Here is a 17,862-nt window from a genome sequence, read left to right as displayed (position 1 = left end):
ACAGCCGCGTTGGCCGGCGAGCCCCCACGGGCTGCTCCTGCCGCGGCTCCGACGAGTACGAAATCGACAGTGAGTGAGAGGGCGGCATCGGTTGGTCCGGCCTACTTCGATCTCGCGGTGCGAGCGACGCAGGGGCAGGGGGTCTCGGTCTACCGGTTCCAGCGGTCCAGCCAGCGCCTCACGTTGCTGGAGCGCGTCATCGAGGCCGATGTGGCAAAGCGGGTCGTGGCCTTCCAGCGGGTCCAGGACGCGCGGGACGCCATCATCGTCCTGTCGCCGGAGGGGCCAAAGAAGCCGAATCCGCCCACGCCCGGGGGAGATGATCCACCCCGGTGGCTGGTACCCGAAGCCGAGTACAATGCCGCGCTGAAGCAGCTCAAGGCCCTGGAGCCCAAGGTGGCGGAGATCTCCATCGGGCAGCTTGCGTCCGTGTCCGCGAACTCGGTGCAGTCCCAGTCCCAGGCGAAGTGAGCCGGGCTCCGTCTACTTGGGCGCTGGAGTGGTCGGGCGCACGCGCCGGTAGCGGAACTCCTCGGGCTTGCCCGCCTTCTCGAGGATGACGACCAGGGTGTCCTCATCCTGGCGCCGGTAGGTCAGCCGGGCCGTGCCCTTTCCCGAGGGCTCGGCCCCTTCGAAGACGGCCTCGCGGGGACCGGAGCGGATGAGAGGCCACGCCAGCGGCTGCTCCTTGTCCTCGCGGGCGATGAGCTTCGGATCGAAGTGGCGCAGCCGCAGCACGAGCTTGCCGTCCTCGGACTTGATGACCAGCAGCTCGAAGATTCGCACCTTCCCATCCTGGACGAACCGCCACATCCCCATCAGCGAGTCACCCGAGGGGGCCGTCCAGATCTCCTCGGACAGGTGGGTTGCGGACTCGTCCCTCCACTGCCCCTCGATCCATGAGAGGTCGCTCAGGTTGGAGGTGGGCGCGGGCGGGGCCGCGTGAAGCGGGGTGACGGCGAGCAGGACGACTGCGAGGGCCAGGCTGCGAGCGGGTGACGGCCACAGGTGGGGCGACGAGAGGGAGTGCATTCCGAAGTCCAGGGGCTGGAGGTGGCGTATACCTCTCGTTACCACGGATGGCAGCCCGGACGAGCCCGGAGGAATGCATGAGCGGAGAGGTCGAGTTCTGGTTCGATTTCGCGAGTACCTACTCCTATGTGGCCGCGATGTGCATCGAGGCAGAGGCCGCCAGGGTGGGCGCGCGAGTCCTCTGGCGCCCGTTCCTGCTGGGTCCTCTTTTCTCGCAGCAACTGGGCATCAAGGACTCGCCCTTCAATGTGAACCCCGTGCGCGGCCGGTACATGTGGCGGGACTTGGAGCGGCTCTGTGTGAAATATGGGCTGCCCTGGCTCAAGCCCTCCGTGTTCCCACGGAACAGCACGCTCGCGGCACGTGTCGCCCTTGTGGGCGCGGAGGAGCCGTGGGGCCCTGGCTTCGTTCGCGCCGTCTACGCCGCGAACTTCGCGGAGGATCAAGACATCTCCTCGCGAGCGCTGCTCGAGGCCCTGCTCGTGAAGGTGGGCGCGGACGCGCGGGCGGTGTTCGCGCGGGCCGAGTCCGAGGAGAACAAGCCGCGCCTGCGCGAGCAGACGACGCGGGCAGCGGAGCTTGGCATCTTCGGCGCACCGAACTTCATCGTGAAGGGCGAGCTGTTCTTCGGGCAGGATCGCCTGGAGGATGCGCTCGCCTTCCTGAGCCCGGCTGCGGGGAGGTGAGCCCGAGCAGGCCCACCTCCATTCCGCCGCCTACCGCTGGAGCGTCGGCGTCAGCGCGAGATCGAACGAGACATCGCTCGAGGTGGGACTGGACTGCTTCACCATGACCGCGATGATGTTCTCGCCCGAGACGAAGGCGGAGCCTGGGATGATCGCCGTGCTCACCTGATTGTCCGCTGAGGTGCTGCTGGCGTAGACCGCGTGGCTCGTGCCATTGCCGACGTATCTGCTGAACACCAGCGTGCCATTCACCCACACGGCCACGCCGTCGTCGTGCAGCACCTGGAGTTCGGCGCTCGTCACCGGGCCAGACAGGGTGAGCTTCTTGCGGAAGTACACGCTGGGCTGGGCCGGGCTCAGGCGCCGCAGGACCGTGGCCTCATCGCCATCTCCGTAGCCGAGCTGCCCCGGTCCCATGGCCCAGCCCGAGTCATTGAAGGCCAGCGTGAACCACTGGGGCCCCGGATCCACCCCGCTGTCGCTGTAGCGCCACGATTCTCCGAACGCGATCCCCTGCGGGCCCTGCGGACCCGACGAGGGCCGGGTCGTCGCGGTCAACTCGAGGTCGAAGGAGATGTCGCTGGAGCTGCCGCCGGACTGCTTGACCATGACAGCGATGACGTTGTCGCCCTCGCGGAACGGGCTTGGGTTCACGGAGCTGGAGCTGAGCTCGTTGTCCTGGGAGGTCGCGCTGGCATAGACGCTGTGTGCCGTCCCGTTCGCGACGTACTTGCTGAACACCAGCGTGCCGTTCACCCACACCGCTACGCCATCATCATGGATCACCCGGAGCGCTGCCTGCGTCACCGGACCGGCCAGGGTGACGTGCCGCCGGAAGTAGACGCTGGGCTGGCTCGGGGAGGTTCGAGTCATCTGGGTGGTTTCGTCCCCATCGCCGTAGCCCAGCTGCGCGGGCCCGGACCTCCACGCGGAGTCATTGAACGCGGGATTCGTCCACTGCGCGCCGGGATCCACGCCTCGATCGTCGTACCGCCACGTGGCCCCCATGGAGATGGCTCGCGAGCTCGTGAGCCGCTTGAAGCGCAGCACTGCCTCCAGGAGGTAGTAGTCGCCATAGATGAGGCCGACGTCGACCTCCTGGTTCGCCGGGTAGTTCCCGACGCCGTGGTTCAGGATGGCGTACGTCGAAGTCCCCGATGCGAGGTAGGCGGGTGAGGCCAGCGTCTCCAGCATCTTCAGTGCGGCGTCGCGGTAGCGAGCCTTGTCCGCCGCCGCCGTCACCAGCTCCGAGAGCTCCAGGAGCGCGGAGGCGACAACGGCTGCGGCCGAGGAGTCCTTCCTCTGCTGAGCCGTGGGCGCGTCGAAGTCCCAGAAGGGGATGCCATCCGCGGGCAGCCGGCTCAGGTAGTAGTCGGTCACCTTCTGCGCGGTCTGCAGCATGCGTGGATCCCGCGTGTAGCGGTACGCCATGGTGAAGCCATGGATGGCCCAGGCCTGGCCTCGGGCCCAGGTGGAGCTGTCCGAGTAGCCCTGGAACGTGCCTCGCGAGCGGATGCGGCCCGCGCCGTCGTAGTCCACCACGTGGAAGGTGCTGCCGTCCGGGCGGACCAGGTCCGTCATGGTCTTCAAGGCGTGGTTGAGCGCCATGCCGTTCCACGCGGACTGCCCTCCGTTCCGGGAGGCCCAGAAGAGCAGCTCCAGGTTCATCATCGTGTCGACCACCATGGGAACGTCCCAGGCCGAGTTCCAGTCGCAGCAGTCGATGACTCCCACCGTCGGGTTGTAGCGCGCCGCGAGCGACTGGGCCGCTGTCAGCAGCACGCTCCGGTAGTACGGATCTCCCGTCAGCTGGTACGCGAGGCCGAAGCTGGGCATGAACTTGAAGCCCAGGTCATGCGTCTGCGTGTTCGTCTTCTGGAGCTCCAGGCTGCGAGTCCACTGATCCGCGCGGCTCCGCCAGGCCGGCTCACCGCCCATCTGGTGCAGCATCCACATGGCTCCCGGGAAGAAGCCCTGCGTCCAGCCGACGAGGTTCGTGTTCAGCACCGTCGTCCACGTCCCATCGGCGCGCGTGCTCTTCGGGCTCTGTGTCACCGGTAGTGCGACGGTGGTCCGCTCCAACTGTTGCCGCGCCACGGCGAGCACCCGCTCCACGGCCACGTCGTCGAAGACGCTGGGAGCCGGATCCGCGAGCACTCGCGCCGCCTCCTGCTCCATCACGGACTGTCGCAGCAGGGGGGAGAGGGCTTCGTCCTCGCTCATGCGAGGGGTCGTCCGGCCCGTCGCTGTGACCGACAACCGCAGTGTCTGGTGGGAACCCGGCTGCAACAGAGGCGCCGCGGGTTGGGCGCCGCTCGGCGGGGTGACGAGAAGCACGGAGAGCAACATCAGAGCAAACGGCTGGTGCGGAACGCGTTTCATGAGAGGCCTCCCTGATTCGAGCCGGTGAGGTGCGGATGACACCTCTGGGTGGCCATCGCCCTCGGGAACATGGAGTGCGTCCGGAAAGGCAGCGTCTGCCCGCGGAGCAACGTGGCGTGTGCAGGGCTTCACATGCCGTGACGACGTGCCGCGCCAGGGCAGGCGCACCACCAGATTCCGGACCCACCGCGATCCAAGCGTTTTGGAAAAGACAAAGACGAGCAGCAGTGGCCCCACAGAAAATTGCGCGTGGGGGGGAGAGGACAACGTGCAACGGTTGAGAGCCTTGGGACTCACAGTCCTGGTGTGCCTGGCTGCCCAGAATGTGACTGCGGCGGAGGCAAAGAAGAACACGGAAGAGAAACAACAACCCAAGACACAGCAGCAAGCCGAGCAGGAAGCGGAGGCCCTGAAGCAGCAAGCCCAGGCCCTGCGGCAGGAGCAACTGGCGGTGCAGGAGGAGAAGAAGCCAGCGGGGCCCGAGCCCAAGCTGAACCTCCCCATCCGCTACTTCGTCTACTCGGCCCTCCTCGGAGGGCTGGGCTACGCGACGGGGTTCCTCGCACGAGGGCCCGAGCGGGACCTGCGGGATCCCGCCAAGCACTCCACCCAGGATAAGACGCAGAGCCTCTACCGGAGGGCCTACTACGGAGGGCTCATCTCCAAGGGCTTCTACAGTCTGTCAGGGGCGATGGGCGGCTACGCCGCGTACAGGACCCAGAGTTCCATCCGTCAGTACCTGACGGCCAAGGCCCAGATGGCCGCGCGCCAGAAGGAGACGGACGCGCGTGTCGCCCAGGCGCGCAGCCCCGAGGAGCGCCTGTCCGCCGAGGTGTCTCAATCCCTGGTGGAGCCGCAGGCCCCGCTCGCCACGGAGCTCCTCGTCATGGTCCCCGAGCCTCCGCCGCTCCAGGCGGGCTTCAGCGTCGGTCCTTCGGGAGAGGGCTCGCTCTCTCTCGCCTTGAACTTCTAACCCTTGGACTTCGCCATGTCTCTTCGCATCTCTCCAGCTCTCGGTGCGGTGCTGTTCTCCGCGCTCTTCGCGGTGAACTGCAGCCCTCCGCTCATCCGTTGCGAAACGGATAACGAATGCACCTCGGACATGAAGTGTGACGTCCGCCAGGGACTGTGTGTCGACAAGGGGGAATACATCGAGAACCCGGACGGCACGCCCGCCGCGGGTATCGACACCGTCTCCACCGCCAGCGCGCCCACGAACTCCAACGGACAGGGGAACGCCCGATGAAACGCCTTCTGTTGCTCGCGCCCCTGGTGCTCGCGGCCTGCGGCGGCCATGACACCGAGACCTTGACGTACGGCGGTCACGAGCTCGAGCCGAAGTCCATCCTCTTCGCGCGTGTTCCCATCTCGGCAGGTGAGTTCACCGTCGCGCTCATCAGCGATCGGGGCGACGCCTGCACCCAGTTCGACGGGCTGGCCTGCCTGCCGCAGCCGCAATTGGGCACCACACTGGAGTTCCGCACGCCCGTCTTCGACAAGGGCACGCGGAGTGTGGGCAGTGAGCTCTCCGCGCACTGGCTCGACTTCCAGGGCGTCCGAGTCCTGGAGGGCACGGCCACCAGCGGCCAGCTCGAAGTGGACCAGTCCGAGGATGAGAAGGAGTTCGGCGGCACGTTCACCCTGGCGCTCCCTCAGGGGGAGCTGAAGGGCGAGTTCACCGCCGACTTCTGCAAGCCGATGCGCGACTACTACCTGGGCTGCTCCGTGGCCCAGTAAGCCGATACCCCTGGAAGGAATACGCATGCGTCTCCACAAGCTGTTGTGGCTGGGAGCCCTCGTGAGCGGGCTCTCCCTGGCCGGCTGTTCGGCCCTGCAGTCCGATGAGCTCACCCGCTGTACCTCGGACGAGGCCTGTCCCGACGACTCGCTCTGTCACCCGCTCGCCAAGGTGTGCGTCAAGAGCTGCTCGGCGGCCACGGATTGTCCCTCGAGCGCGAAGTCCTGCTCGGGCGTGAGCGCCGCCAGCGGCTCCGAGAAGAGGTTCTGCGAGTGCCAGAGCACCGAGCTGTGCGAAGGCGACGAGAACGTCATCTGCACCGAAGAGGAGAAGATCTGCGCGCCCCGGTGCACCAACGACGTGGACTGCACCGCCGGGCGTCATTGCGACACCGCCACCGGCAACTGCCGGAGCAGCTGAACGCCGCTCATGCCCGGTCTCGACGGACGTGAAGCACAGGGCTCGGTCTCCTCTCTGGAGGCCGGGCCTTTTCAGTCCAGGCGCACCACGATCTTTCCGAAGGGGCCTCGCTCCAGGTGATTGAACGCCGCGGGAACACTGGCGAACGGGTACTCGGCGTCGATGACGGGCTTGAGGCCGATGCGATCGATCGCCCGTACCAGCTCCTCCAGCGAGCGCCGGTGGCCGGTCATGATTCCGTGCACGTTCACCGTCTTGAGAATGAGGGGGCCCACCGGTCCGGAGACCTCCCAGCCTTCGATGACACCGATGACCCAGACGTGCCCACCAACAGCGGTGGCTTGGATGGAGCGGCCGAGGTTGGCGCCTCCGGCAATCTCGAGCACGTGATCGGCCCCACGGTCTCCGGTGATACGCCAGACGGCCTCGACCCAGTCCTCGGTCTTGCGGTGGATGCCCCAGGTGGCTCCGAGCTCCTTCGCGCGCTCCAGCTTGGCTTCCTCGGAGGAGGTGATGATCACCTGGGCCCCGTGCGCCCGGGCGAGCTGCAGCCCGAACAGGGCAACGCCGCCCGTGCCCTGGATCACCACCGTCTGGCCCGCGCGCAGGGCGCCCTGGTGGATCAGCGCGAACCAGGCCGTGAGCCCGGCGACGGGCAGGGTGCTCGCCTCCGCGTCGGTGAGGGTGGCCGGCGACGCGACAGCCCAGTCCTCGTGCAGCACGGTGTAGCCAGCGAGCACGCCCTGCTTCACTCCGCCGAAGGTGAGGTAGGAGGGATTGCGCGCCGTGCCCGGTCGCGGGCCGTCAATCCAGCCCGGAACGAAGGTGGTGATCACCCGGTCGCCCGTGCGGAAGCGAGTCACTTCGGCTCCCACCTCCACGACCACGCCGGCCAGATCCGAGCCGGGGATGAAGGGGAACTCGAGTGGGTGTCCCGCCTCTCTCTCGAGGATCTGCTGATCCCGGTAGTTCAACGACACGGCGCGTGCCTGGACCAGGATCTCTCGCGGCCCGGGGCGCGGGATGGGTACCGTCTCCAGCTTGAGATGCTTGCGCCCGTACGCATCGATCACCCACCGCTTCATCGTCTCGGCCATGGTCGTTCCCTTTCGGAGGGCTCCTCGCGCGGAGCCGTCGCGGCAGAGATAAAGGGGAGCCATGGGCGGCAGTGGCGGCAAAATGTCCGAGGATTGGAGCACGGAAGGCTACAATCCTCGCCCGTCATGACGGATCGCTTGAGCGGTGTCTCTGCCTTCGTTGCAGTGGTGGAAGCCGGTGGTTTCGCGGCGGCGGCAGAGCGGCTCTCGCTGTCGCGCTCGGCGGTGGGCAAGACGATCGCACGGCTGGAGGGGCGGCTCGGCGTGAGGTTGTTCCACCGGACCACCCGAAGCCTGAGTCTGACTGATGACGGCCACGCCTTTTATGAGCGCTGCGTGCGGGCCCTGTCGGAGCTGGAGGCGGCCGAGGCGGCGTTGGACTCCGCGCGGCGGGAGCCCACGGGCAGGGTGCGGATCAGCGTACCCGTGCTGCTGGGGCGCCGCTGCGTGGCCCCCGTGCTCATGGAGCTGGCCTCCCGGCATCCGGGGTTGGAGTTCGATGTCTCCTTCACGGATCGGCCGGTGGATCTGATCGAGGAGGGTTACGACGTGGTGGTGCGCAACGGTCCCCTGCCCGACAACACGGGGCTCACCGCGCGCAAGCTGTGCAGTCAGCGAATGACGGTCTGCGCTGCACCTTCCTATCTCGCTGCGAGAGGGCGGCCCCGTCGGTTGGAGGACCTGGTCGATCACGAGGCCGTCGTCTATGGGCGGGCCGGCAAGATTCGCAGCTGGCTATTCCCCGATGGCCATGGAGGCGTGCGCTCGCCTCGGCTGAGCACTCGGATCCGCATGGATGATCTCGAGGCCGTGGCGGATGCTGCGGTGGCGGGCAGGGGAATCTCGTGGCTCCCGTGCTGGCTGATCTCCGAGCGCGTGCGATCCGGAGCCCTGGTGCTGCTCTTGAAGGATCTCCCGGCCCTGTCTTTCGAGACCTACGCCCTCTGGCCCCAGTCGCCGCACCTGCCCTCTCGGGTGAGGGTGGTCATCGACGCTCTGGCCGAGCGGCTGCCCAGGATGATGGACTGAGAGCACCTGGCGACTGGGGAGGCTCCCTCCGGGCGCGGTCCGAGCCAACCGGTATGCTGGCCATACCAGTTCGGAGCAGTGGTTCCGCCCGAGGGGCTACCCGTGGGGCTCAGGCCGTGCCGCCGCGTCCCAGGGGGTGATCTCGGCGGTACGCGCCAGGCCCGACGCCGTGCCACCGCTTGAACGCCTTGTTGAAGGCCACGGCGCTGATGTAGCCCACGCGCTCGGCAATCTGGGGGAGGGTGTCGTTCGTCTCGCGCACCCACTGCGCCGCCTTCGTCATCCTCCAGCGGGCGAGGTACTGGAGCGGGGGCTCTCCCACGAGCGAATTGAACCTCGCCGCGAACCCCGAGCGGGACATCCCCACCTCGGCGGCCAGACTCTCCACGGTCCAGGCTTCACTCAGCCTCCCATGCATCAGCCCGAGCGCGGCGCCGATCTGTGGATCCGCCAGGGCTTGCAGCCCCGCTCCCTGTGCCTTGGCGACCGCTGCCTGCCTGCGGAACGCATGTACGAGCAGGACATCCGCGAGCCTCCCGAGAACGATGGAGCTGCCCTGCTCCAAGGCCATGCTCTCGGCGGTGATGAGCTGCACCGTCGCAGAGAGCCACGGGGAGGCGCGGGTGTCGTGCGCCGGCAGATGGATGGCGGGAGGGAACGTGGAGAGCAGGGGACTGTGCGCGCCCGCGCTGAACTGGAAGCAGCCGGTGATGAGCAGGCTCACTGGACCTTCGCCTCCCAGCCGGAGCGGTGCCGACAGAGAGCCGCGGAGGTGCTCCCGGGGAATGAAGTCCCGAGGCGCGGGGGCCCGCCGGGAGCCGTCGTCGAGCACGTGCGCCGAGCCCTGCGGTATCAACACCACATCTCCCGCGGAGACGTGGAGGGGCTCCGTCAGCCCGTCGACCTCGATCCGCATGCTGCCTCTCGCCAGCACGTAGAAGGACGAGGTCGGCTTCTGGGGCATGCGTACGGCCCAGGGCGCTCCCATCTCGAAGCGGCCGAAGAGCAGGGTGGTGAACCGCATCGTCTCCAGCACGTCCGAGACGACATCGGTCTGTGCATCCAGAGGAGCTGGACGGTCAGGCAATAGATTTGGACCCGCAGGCATTGAGAGTCCATAGCTTCAGGAGCATCTCTTCGTCCAGCTTCGAACCACGGAGGTTGTCTCCATGACTGCCGCTTCAACGCCTCGCAACGCTGGCGCCCTGCTGGACGCCCACCTGGAACTCATCGGTACCGACATCGAACGCTGGCTGGAACTCTTCGCCGAGGATGCTGTCGTCGAGTTCCCCTATGCGGGGTCCCTCGGCGTTCCCAGCCGCCTGGAGGGACTGGAGGCGATCCGCCGCTACTTCGTGGAAACGCCGAAGCACTTCCGTGGGCTCGTCTTCTCGAACATCCGGCGGTACCTCACGACGGACCCGGAGGTGGCCTTCGGAGAGGTCCATGGCTCGGCGACCATCGCCAGCACGGGCAGGCGATACGAGCAGGACTACATCATGATGGTGAAGGCGCGGGATGGAAGGATCTCGTTCTACCGCGAGTACTGGGACCCCCTCCTGGGGCTCAAGGCCTTCGGCGGCGAGGAGAACCTGCAGCGCATGGTGAGGGCGTCATGAGGACTCCGCGAAGGGAGCGCTCTCCCCGTGTCCTGGTCACCGGAGCGACGGGTAACACGGGCCGGCGCGTGGTCTCTCGCCTCCAGGAGTTGGGCCTGACCGTTCGGGCGGGTAGCCGAAGCCCGCCGCCGCCGGACAGCAGTCTTGAGCACGTGCGCTTCGATTGGGCCGACACCTCCAGTCACGACGAGGCCTTGGCCGGGGTGGAGCGGATGTACCTGGTGGCGCCCGCGTTCGTGGAGGATCCCTCGGCCCTCATGGTGCCCTTCATCGAGAGCGCGCTGGAGCGTGGAGTGCGGCGGGTCGTCCTGCTCAGCGCCTCGGCCGTGCCGGAAGGCGCTCCGGGGCTGGGGACAGTGCACCGGGTTCTCCACGAGAGAGCGCCCGAGTGGGCCGTGCTCCAGCCGTCGTGGTTCATGCAGAACTTCGTGGATGCGGGGCACCACCATGGAGGCAGCCTCAAGCGCGAGGGGCGGATGGTGACGGCCACGGGTGATGGGCGCGTAGGCTTCGTCGATGCCGAAGACATCGCTGAGGTGGCCGTGCGGGCACTCGCCGATGAGGCCTCGCATGACACGGCGCACGTCATCACCGGTCCTCAGGCACTGAGCTACGACGACATCGCGGCCATCCTCTCCCAGGTGGCGGGACGCCCCATGAAGCACGTACACGTGGACTCGGACGAAGCTCGGCGTCACATGGTGGGAACGGGAATGCCGGAGCAGTACGCACGGCTTCTCGTTCAGCTCGACGAGGGGATACGGCAAGGCGCCGAAGCTCGGGTGACGGATACCGTCTCGCGAGTCACAGGGCATGAGCCTCGGTCCTTCGAAGCATTCGCGAAGGCTCACGCCGCGTTCTGGCGCTCGTGAAGCGGGCTGTGCCTCGTCCTGCCGCTACTCCTGCTCCCAGCGGTGGGTGACGAAGCGCTCCCACCGCCCCAAGGCGTGCTTCAGGAAGGCGGGAGGCCCTTTCTCCAGCGAGGCATCCACCTGCCGCTCGCCGCCCATCGTCTCGTTCTCGGCCACCTGCACCTTCGTGGTGCCGCGCACGATGTATTTATCGCCTCCCTCGAGGATGAGCAGCTTCAGGGAGGCCGGGCTCACGTCGCTGGTGCACTGCACCTGATAGGCGAACGTCACCTCCCCCACGCCGTCCTTATCCAGGTCTGTGACTTCGAGGTCCTTGGGCGCAAGGAAGTGGGTGGTGTTGTCGAAGCTGCAGCCAGGCGAGGCCTCCCAGACCTTGCGCAGCACGCGCACCTTCTTGCCTTCGCGCACGCCAAGCAGGGCTGTCAGCTCCACGCCCTTCACCGGCCCCTCGTCCTCATCCACCATGTCGCCTTGCTTGAAGGCCCGTTGGAAGGGCTTCTCGGAGAGGACGAGCAGGGTCTCCCCGTTCGAATCCTTCCAGCGCGCCCCACCCACCACCTTGCCTTGGACCAGCTCCTTCGGCGCCTGAGCGGCGTCGAATGGGAGCACCTCGGGAGCGGCCTTGGACGCAGGCTCCGCGCCACTGGCCACCGTGCCCAGTAGAACCATCGCTCCCAGTCCTTCCGCCATAAGCCTTCGCATCATTCATTCCTCTCCACGACGTATCTTCACGGCGGCCCAGTGTATCCGGCCCGGTTCTGTTCGCAGGGCTGTGCTGGTGCCTGCTGGCCTCCCGAGGCATCATCCCTCGCGCATGAGCGATACGAATGGCGACGGCGGGAACTCGTCCCCTGGCGAGGTCCGCCCCGAACTCGCGGAGCTCCGCGAGCGGCTCGCGGCTACCTCGGATGCGGGACGTCCGGAGGCCGTGGTCCGGCGACGCAAGACGGGACAGCGCACGGCCCGGGAGAACATTGACGACCTCGTCGATCCGGGCAGCTTCGTCGAGTACGGAGGGCTCGCGCTCGCCGCGCAGCGCTCGTCTCGCTCCATGGAGGACCTCATCCGGGTGAGCCCCGCGGATGGCCTCGTCTGCGGCCTGGGCACCGTCAACCGCTCCCTCTTCAATGACGAGCGCGCACGCACCCTGGTGATGGCCTACGACTACACGGTCTTCGCTGGCACGCAGGGGCTGGTCGGGCACCAGAAGCTCGACCGGATGATCGCGCTCGCCGCGCAGTGGCGCGTGCCTGTGGTGCTCTTCGCCGAGGGCGGTGGCGGACGCCCGAACGACACGGACACGCACACCATTGCGGCCCTGGACACCCCCAGCTTCCTGTCCTTCGCCGCGCTCTCGGGACTCGTGCCCCGGGTGGGAATTGTCTCCGGGCGCTGCTTCGCCGGGAATGCGGCGCTGCTGGGCTGCTGTGACGTCGTCATCGCGACGGACAACAGCAACATCGGCATGGGTGGCCCCGCGATGATCGAAGGCGGTGGGCTCGGGTCGTTCGCGCCCGAGGAGATCGGCCCCGCGGACGTCCAGACGCGCAACGGCGTCATCGACATCCGAGTGCGAGACGAGGCGGAGGCAGTAGCTGCGGCGAAGCAGTACCTCTCGTACTTCCAAGGAGCGACGGCCCCCGGGCCGTGTGCCGACCAGTCGGCACTGCGATCCGTTCTGCCCGAGAACCGCCGCCGTGCGTACAAGATCAGGCCCATCATCGAGACGCTGGCGGACACGGGCTCCGTGCTCGAGCTGCGCCGCGACTTCGGGCGAAGTCTGGTGACGGCGCTGGTGCGAATCGAGGGACAGCCGCTCGGGCTCATCGCCAACGACACTTTCCACCTGGGTGGCGCCATCGATGCGAACGCCTCCGACAAGGCCGCGCGCTTCTTCCAGCTCTGCGATGCCTTCGGGCTCCCGATCGTCTCGTTGTGTGACACGCCCGGGTTCATGGTGGGGCCACAGGCCGAGACCACTGCTCTGGTGCGCCACGTGTCCCGGATGTTCGTGAATGCCGCCAGCCTCTCGGTCCCGTTCTTCACGGTGGTCCTGCGGCGAGGGTATGGACTCGGCGCGCAGGCGATGGCTGGTGGGCACTTCCACGCGCCGTTCTTCATCGTGTCCTGGCCCTCGGGCGAGTTCGGAGGGATGAACCTGGAGGGCGCCGTGCGCATCGGTATGCGCAAGCAGCTCGAAGCGATTGAAGAGCCGGTAGCCCGGGAGGAGATGGCCCAGGCGATGATCACCGAGGCGCACCAGCGCGGGAAGGCCATCAACGTGGCCTCGCTCCTGGAGCTCGATGCGGTGATCGATCCTGCGGAGACGCGCTCGTGGATCCTGCGAGGCCTGCGCTCCGTCCCGCGACCGGCGCGCGAGGGCCGCCGCCGATTCATCGACACATGGTGAGGGGCAGGGCATTCCGAGTCCGTAAGAGCCTTACGTGAAATCGGTCGAACGGGTGATCGTTTCCCACCTCTGGATCTCCGCCTCGAGCGCTCCGAGTTTCTCTCGCACGAGCTTCAAGGCATCGTTGCCGAGCAGCAGATGCACGGGAGGGTGCTCCATCGCAACGAGCTGCAGGAGCACCTGCGCTGCCTTGGTGGGATCTCCCGCCTGTCTGCCGCTCTTCTCCTGACGCGCATGGCGGACGGGGTCGAAGAGCGCGTCGTAGTCGGAGATGCTGCGCTCGGTCCGAACCATGGACCGTCCAGCCCAGTCGGTGCGGAACGAGCCGGGCGCCAACGCGGTGACCTTGATGCCGAGCCCCTTCACCTCTTTGGCCAGCGTCTCGGTGATGCCTTCGAGCGCGAATTTGCTCCCGCAGTAGAACGAGATCCCCGGCAGGGTGATGAATCCGCCCATCGACGTCACGTTGACGATATGTCCCGCGCGTCGCCGGCGCATGAAGGGCAGCACCGCCTTGATCATGGCAACTGTGCCGAAGACGTTGACGTCGAACTGATGGCGCAACTCCTCTATCGAGGACTCCTCGAGGATGCCCTCGTGCCCATAGCCAGCGTTGTTGACGAGCACATCGACGGGGCCGAAGTCCTGCTCGATCTTCGCGACGGCCGGCTCGATGCGGGCGAAGTCCGTGACATCGAGCAGGACGGCCTTCGCGCGGTGCGGCTCAAGTGCCTCGAACGTGGCCCGCGCGGACTCGTTGCGGACCGTTCCGACGACGGTGTGTCCGGCGGCCAGGGCCGCCTCCGCGAAGGCTCGGCCCAAGCCTGAGCTTGCTCCAGTGATGAGAAACGTCTTGCGAGGCACATCGCTCATGTTTGTCCGCTCCTTGATGTGCCCTTCTTGCCGGTCAGCGGACCTACAGTCCAATATATCGGGTAGCTAGTCGCTATAGCTTGGAGATATGGCATGGAGCTGCGCCACGTCCGGTATTTCCTCGCCGTCGCGGAGGAGCGGAACTTCACTCGCGCGGCAGCGAAGGTGGGGATCGGTCAGCCACCGCTCAGCCTGCAGATCCGAGCGCTCGAGGAGGAGCTGGGTTGCACGCTCTTCCGGCGCCTACCCCATGGAGCGGAGCTGACAGAGGCGGGCGTCGCATTCCTTCCCGAGGCCCGGGCGCTCGTCGAGCAGGCGAAGCGAGCCATGGTGGCGGCTGGGCGCGGAGCACGCGGAGAGGTGGGACGACTTCGCGTCGGCTTCACGGGATCGGCCGCCTTCGATTCGATCGTGCCCACCTCGATCAGGCTCTTCGCGAGCCGGCATCCGGAGGTCGAGCTGACACTCGATGAGGCGCCGACAGCGAGCCTGCTCGAGCGCCTCGCGAGGAACGAGCTCGATGCTGTGTTCATCCGGCCCGGCCGGAGCACGCCTGAAGGTGTTCAGGCCCATCGTTTGTCGGACGAGGCGATGGTGGTGGCGTTGCCGACGAGTCATCCGCTGGCCAAGGCGGATGCGCTCCCGCTGTCGGCGTTGGCACGAGAGCGGTTCGTGCTCTTCTCCCGACACGCCGGACCGGGCCTCTTCGACGAGGTGATCGTGGCGTGCCGGAGCGCGGGCTTCGAACCCATGCTCGGGCACGAGGCACCGCAGCTCTCCTCGATCGGTCCTCTCATCGCCGCTGGGCTGGGGGTGTCGCTGGTCCCGGCCTCGCTCGCGCAGATTCGCGTCGCTGGCGTCGAGTACATCCCGATCGCGGGGAAGGCACCGGTGGCCGGGTTGACGCTGGCGATCCGTCCGGAGGAGTCCTCACCCGTGGTCCACAATTTCCTGGAGGTGGTCCTCTCTGGAAAGGCACCTGCACAGAGCTCTGTACGCCGCCGCCGATAGCGCGATGGGAATCGCCGTGCACACACAAGAGAGGGGAGGCAGGCCCGCGGAAGCCTACGGCGGAGTCGAGGTGGGGCGACGCTGCGGAGGATACGAGGGCACGTAGCAGGCCCCCTTCCAGGCATACCCATCCTCTTTGCCCTCCTCCTTGCACGGCGGGCGGATGTCAGGAACCCTGAGCCAGCACCCGCCGTTGAGGAGCACTTCGCCGAACTTGTTGCATGGTGGCCTGCGCTGTCCGTCCAGGGGTTGGTCGGGCATGGGCATCTTCACCGCCCGCCCTGAGTCTTGCGTGGGGAGCGTCTCTTCCAGCGCGACGGGTGCGGAGAGGGCCCCGTCGCCCACGGATGCACTCTCTTCCGCACGGTGCTCCCGAGGCGCACTGCTCCAAGCCAGCGGAGGCTCTTGGTAGAACAACGCCACGATGAGCCCCGCGAGCAGCAACCCTGCGAATCCCACGGCCAGCTCCGCGCTCCATTGCGGCACGAGGGCTTGAGGTGGCACCAGCCCGGCTCGAGGCGAAGCCTGCTCCTTCAACGTGGGCAGCTCGAATTCCTTCCTCGCGGCGGCATCCGCCTCCGTGGCGCGGCGGACCACCTCCACGCTGCGCCAACGCAGGGGGAGGCCGGCTCCCCAGCCGAACAGGGGCTCGTGCGCCGAGGGATCCGAGCTCCCAGCGGCCTGAATCAGCGCCTCGGCCGCTCCGCGAGCGGTTCCACCGAAGCGGTCATCTGGGAGCACGGACAGCAGCCGCAGGATGGCCGCATCCAGCTCCGGGCTCAGTCGAGCGGTGAGCGCTCGTGGTGGCCGAGGGCCAGGGCCTCCTTCGCGCCACACCTTGGCCTCGTCCTCCTCGGGGTGGGTGGACGGCGGGTACTCATCTGTCACCAAGCGGTAGGCCATGACGCCCAGGGCGAACAGGTCATCGCAGGCGCTGGCCGGGTAGTGCACGGTGGGGTGGCGGCGGAACAGATAGAGAAAGCCCCAGGCCTCGGGGCTGCGGTAGGCGGGAGTGCCCGGGGGCAGCAGCTTCGAGGTGAGGGTGGTGGCGCCCCGGTAGTCACCGGCGCCAAAGTCGGTGAGGAAGACGCGGCCGTCCGCCGGACGGACCAGCACATTGGCGCCCTTCACATCCCGGTGCAGGCCTCCGATGGCATGGGTGGCCTCCAGGGCTCGAGCCACCTGGGCCAGCATCCCCGCGCACTGAGCCGAGGAAGGGTTGCGACGCGCGGACCACTCATACAGCGGCTCGCCGTCGATCCAGTCCATGACGAGGTACGGGAAGGCTCCAGAGGGATGTCGCCAGATGCCCTGCGCGTGGAGCCGGGGCACATGGGGACTCTGGATGCGCTGGAGGAGCCATGCCTCGCGTTCGAAGCGCTCATCCCCGGGAGACACGGCCAGCTTGAGGGCGAAGGAGCCCGCTTCGGGACGGCTGGCGAGTTGAACGCGGTAGAGGGTGCCGTAGGAGCCGCGTCCTCTCCAGGCCAGGATGCGCCAGGGGCCGAGCTGCAGGCCCGGTGGCAGGCAGAGGGGGTCCACCTCCCGCAAACTTTGTTTCGAACCCATGGGCGATCTCCGACGGGGGGCCATTGCCCCCAGGGGCCCACCCTACCTCATGGGTCTTCCACATGCCCGGTCAGTGGCTGAGCCTGACATGGGCCTGGCACCCTGAACGGGCACATGCGTGAGTGCCCACTGGTGGGCACTCAGTGGGCACGCTCGTGCAGTGGGTGCCCACTGGTGGGCACTGGACCTCGATCCTCAGCCTCTCACCCAGGGCTCCTCCTGAAGCAGGGGCCCTCGGTCGGCGGACCTGGACCGAACTGGTATGACAACCCTACCAGGTGGTCCGGACCGCGCCCGGAGGGGGGCCTCCTTCAAGGGCCCGGGGTTTCTCTGGGCGGCTCAGCGATCGCTCACGGCAGCGACAGGAGATCCGCGAGGAAGCGCTGCACTGCTTTGATGCGAGGGAGGCTGTTCATCGTCTGTTCATCCAACCAGCGGTTGTCCTGGATGGACACCTGAACGGCCTTGCCAGGCTTGAGGATGCCCGCGATGCAGGCCACGGTGGCTTTCTCGGAGCCCGCTGGCTTGCGGAAGTCCTTCATGTCCTCCGCGGTGAAGGCAGAATCGTCGGGTCGGACGCTTCCCACCAGGGCCTGGGCCGAGGTCAGCAACCCCGGATAGCTGAGGCGGGCGCACTCGAGCAGCAGGTCTTCCAAGGTGCCTGCGGTCTGGTTGTCGGGAAGAACGAAGATGCCACACTGTGGAGTGGCCGCAGACACCTGTCCGGCCTGAGCAGGGAAGGGCAGGCCAAGCCGGTTCAGCTCCGCGCGCACCGTATTGAACCGCTGTGCGGGTGAGTTCTGGGAGTCCGCGTCGAGCAGGGCACCGATGGCCTGGGGCCTGGTCGAGAGCACGGCGAGGGTCTCCTCGACCTGGGGGGCAATCCGGGAATCTCCTCCTGCGGCATTCACCGCGACGGACACGTCCACTGAAGAGAAGAACGTGGGTACAGGCACGCGCTGGCTCAGGTCTCCACCGAAAGGAAACTTCGTGGGCACGACTGGCGTCCAGTATGGATCCAGCCGCGATTCGAGCCTGATGCGTGTGAACTGGTACGGCTTGAGGAGCCGGCCTACGAATTCGACATCGTGAGGGCCTTCGACGACGAGATAGGCGTACCTCAC

19 protein-coding genes are annotated in these 17,862 nt (G+C 67.2%); 11 read left to right on the top strand and 8 right to left on the bottom strand.

From position 1 onward, the window contains the following. Positions 1-69 precede the first annotated feature (69 nt). On the top strand, positions 70-471 hold the full coding sequence (locus KY501_RS39250; protein ID WP_224369017.1) for a hypothetical protein: 402 nt from the start codon (positions 70-72) through the stop codon (positions 469-471). 12 nt (positions 472-483) lie between these two features. Here the strand turns inward: KY501_RS39250 and KY501_RS39245 are convergent, their stop codons facing one another. Next, complete coding sequence (locus tag KY501_RS39245) at positions 484-1,032, bottom strand: DUF6265 family protein (protein WP_224369016.1); 549 nt, start codon at positions 1,030-1,032, stop codon at positions 484-486. Positions 1,033-1,109: 77 nt separating this feature from the next. On the opposite strand from KY501_RS39245, the gene KY501_RS39240 reads away from it, so the two are divergent. Then, positions 1,110-1,718 (top strand): 2-hydroxychromene-2-carboxylate isomerase, encoded by a 609-nt coding sequence (locus KY501_RS39240; protein WP_224369015.1) that lies wholly within the window; start codon positions 1,110-1,112, stop codon positions 1,716-1,718. A gap of 30 nt (positions 1,719-1,748) precedes the next feature. Here the strand turns inward: KY501_RS39240 and KY501_RS39235 are convergent, their stop codons facing one another. Continuing rightward, on the bottom strand, positions 1,749-4,100 hold the full coding sequence (locus KY501_RS39235; RefSeq protein WP_224369014.1) for a glycoside hydrolase family 88 protein: 2,352 nt from the start codon (positions 4,098-4,100) through the stop codon (positions 1,749-1,751). A 268-nt stretch (positions 4,101-4,368) separates the two neighbouring features. On the opposite strand from KY501_RS39235, the gene KY501_RS39230 reads away from it, so the two are divergent. The 4 genes from KY501_RS39230 to KY501_RS39215 are packed head-to-tail and all read left to right on the top strand — an operon-like array spanning position 4,369 to position 6,258. Next, a complete protein-coding gene (locus KY501_RS39230; RefSeq protein WP_224369013.1) occupies positions 4,369-5,073 on the top strand; it encodes a hypothetical protein in 705 nt (234 codons plus the stop codon). Positions 5,074-5,088: 15 nt separating this feature from the next. Beyond that, on the top strand, positions 5,089-5,346 hold the full coding sequence (locus tag KY501_RS39225; RefSeq protein ID WP_224369012.1) for a hypothetical protein: 258 nt from the start codon (positions 5,089-5,091) through the stop codon (positions 5,344-5,346). Further along, the gene (locus tag KY501_RS39220) at positions 5,343-5,837 is read left to right on the top strand and encodes a hypothetical protein (RefSeq protein WP_224369011.1); all 495 of its coding nucleotides are present in this window, start codon (positions 5,343-5,345) and stop codon (positions 5,835-5,837) included. Before KY501_RS39225 ends, KY501_RS39220 begins: the two co-directional genes overlap by 4 nt. A 25-nt stretch (positions 5,838-5,862) precedes the next feature. Next, on the top strand, positions 5,863-6,258 hold the full coding sequence (locus tag KY501_RS39215) for a hypothetical protein (RefSeq protein WP_224369010.1): 396 nt from the start codon (positions 5,863-5,865) through the stop codon (positions 6,256-6,258). Between the two features lie 71 nt (positions 6,259-6,329). On the opposite strand, the gene KY501_RS39210 is transcribed toward KY501_RS39215, so the two are convergent. After that, a complete protein-coding gene (locus KY501_RS39210; protein ID WP_224369009.1) occupies positions 6,330-7,355 on the bottom strand; it encodes a zinc-dependent alcohol dehydrogenase family protein in 1,026 nt (341 codons plus the stop codon). A gap of 126 nt (positions 7,356-7,481) precedes the next feature. Here KY501_RS39210 and KY501_RS39205 point away from each other — a divergent pair, with 126 nt between their 5' ends. Then, positions 7,482-8,384 (top strand): LysR family transcriptional regulator, encoded by a 903-nt coding sequence (locus KY501_RS39205; RefSeq protein WP_224369008.1) that lies wholly within the window; start codon positions 7,482-7,484, stop codon positions 8,382-8,384. Positions 8,385-8,493: 109 nt separating this feature from the next. On the opposite strand, the gene KY501_RS39200 is transcribed toward KY501_RS39205, so the two are convergent. Further along, positions 8,494-9,471: an AraC family transcriptional regulator gene (locus KY501_RS39200; RefSeq protein ID WP_224369007.1), complete on the bottom strand. Its 978-nt coding sequence runs from the start codon at positions 9,469-9,471 to the stop codon at positions 8,494-8,496. A gap of 82 nt (positions 9,472-9,553) precedes the next feature. On the opposite strand from KY501_RS39200, the gene KY501_RS39195 reads away from it, so the two are divergent. Next, on the top strand, positions 9,554-10,003 hold the full coding sequence (locus KY501_RS39195) for a nuclear transport factor 2 family protein (RefSeq protein WP_224369006.1): 450 nt from the start codon (positions 9,554-9,556) through the stop codon (positions 10,001-10,003). After that, positions 10,000-10,875 carry an ergot alkaloid biosynthesis protein gene (locus KY501_RS39190; protein ID WP_224369005.1) on the top strand — a complete coding sequence of 292 codons (876 nt, stop codon included), beginning with the start codon at positions 10,000-10,002 and terminating at the stop codon, positions 10,873-10,875. Before KY501_RS39195 ends, KY501_RS39190 begins: the two co-directional genes overlap by 4 nt. A 24-nt stretch (positions 10,876-10,899) precedes the next feature. On the opposite strand, the gene KY501_RS39185 is transcribed toward KY501_RS39190, so the two are convergent. Next, complete coding sequence (locus KY501_RS39185; protein ID WP_224369004.1) at positions 10,900-11,580, bottom strand: M949_RS01915 family surface polysaccharide biosynthesis protein; 681 nt, start codon at positions 11,578-11,580, stop codon at positions 10,900-10,902. A 109-nt stretch (positions 11,581-11,689) separates the two neighbouring features. Between KY501_RS39185 and KY501_RS39180 the strand changes: the two genes are divergently transcribed. After that, positions 11,690-13,285, top strand: coding sequence for an acyl-CoA carboxylase subunit beta (locus tag KY501_RS39180; RefSeq protein ID WP_224369003.1), 1,596 nt, complete (start codon positions 11,690-11,692; stop codon positions 13,283-13,285). Between the two features lie 30 nt (positions 13,286-13,315). Here the strand turns inward: KY501_RS39180 and KY501_RS39175 are convergent, their stop codons facing one another. Beyond that, the gene (locus KY501_RS39175) at positions 13,316-14,158 is read right to left on the bottom strand and encodes an oxidoreductase (RefSeq protein ID WP_224369002.1); all 843 of its coding nucleotides are present in this window, start codon (positions 14,156-14,158) and stop codon (positions 13,316-13,318) included. A gap of 93 nt (positions 14,159-14,251) precedes the next feature. Between KY501_RS39175 and KY501_RS39170 the strand changes: the two genes are divergently transcribed. Further along, entirely contained in the window at positions 14,252-15,169 is a 918-nt protein-coding gene (locus KY501_RS39170; protein ID WP_224369001.1) for a LysR family transcriptional regulator, read from the top strand. A 54-nt stretch (positions 15,170-15,223) separates the two neighbouring features. On the opposite strand, the gene KY501_RS39165 is transcribed toward KY501_RS39170, so the two are convergent. Both KY501_RS39165 and KY501_RS39160 read right to left on the bottom strand, forming a co-directional pair. Continuing rightward, positions 15,224-16,738 (bottom strand): serine/threonine protein kinase, encoded by a 1,515-nt coding sequence (locus tag KY501_RS39165; protein WP_224369000.1) that lies wholly within the window; start codon positions 16,736-16,738, stop codon positions 15,224-15,226. A gap of 350 nt (positions 16,739-17,088) precedes the next feature. Continuing rightward, positions 17,089-17,862: a DUF3226 domain-containing protein gene (locus KY501_RS39160; RefSeq protein ID WP_224368999.1), complete on the bottom strand. Its 774-nt coding sequence runs from the start codon at positions 17,860-17,862 to the stop codon at positions 17,089-17,091.

Origin of the sequence: Hyalangium versicolor, assembly GCF_020103695.1 — a bacterium.
Taxonomy (GTDB): domain Bacteria; phylum Myxococcota; class Myxococcia; order Myxococcales; family Myxococcaceae; genus Hyalangium; species Hyalangium versicolor.
This window is presented reverse-complemented; position numbering and strand designations above follow the sequence as displayed.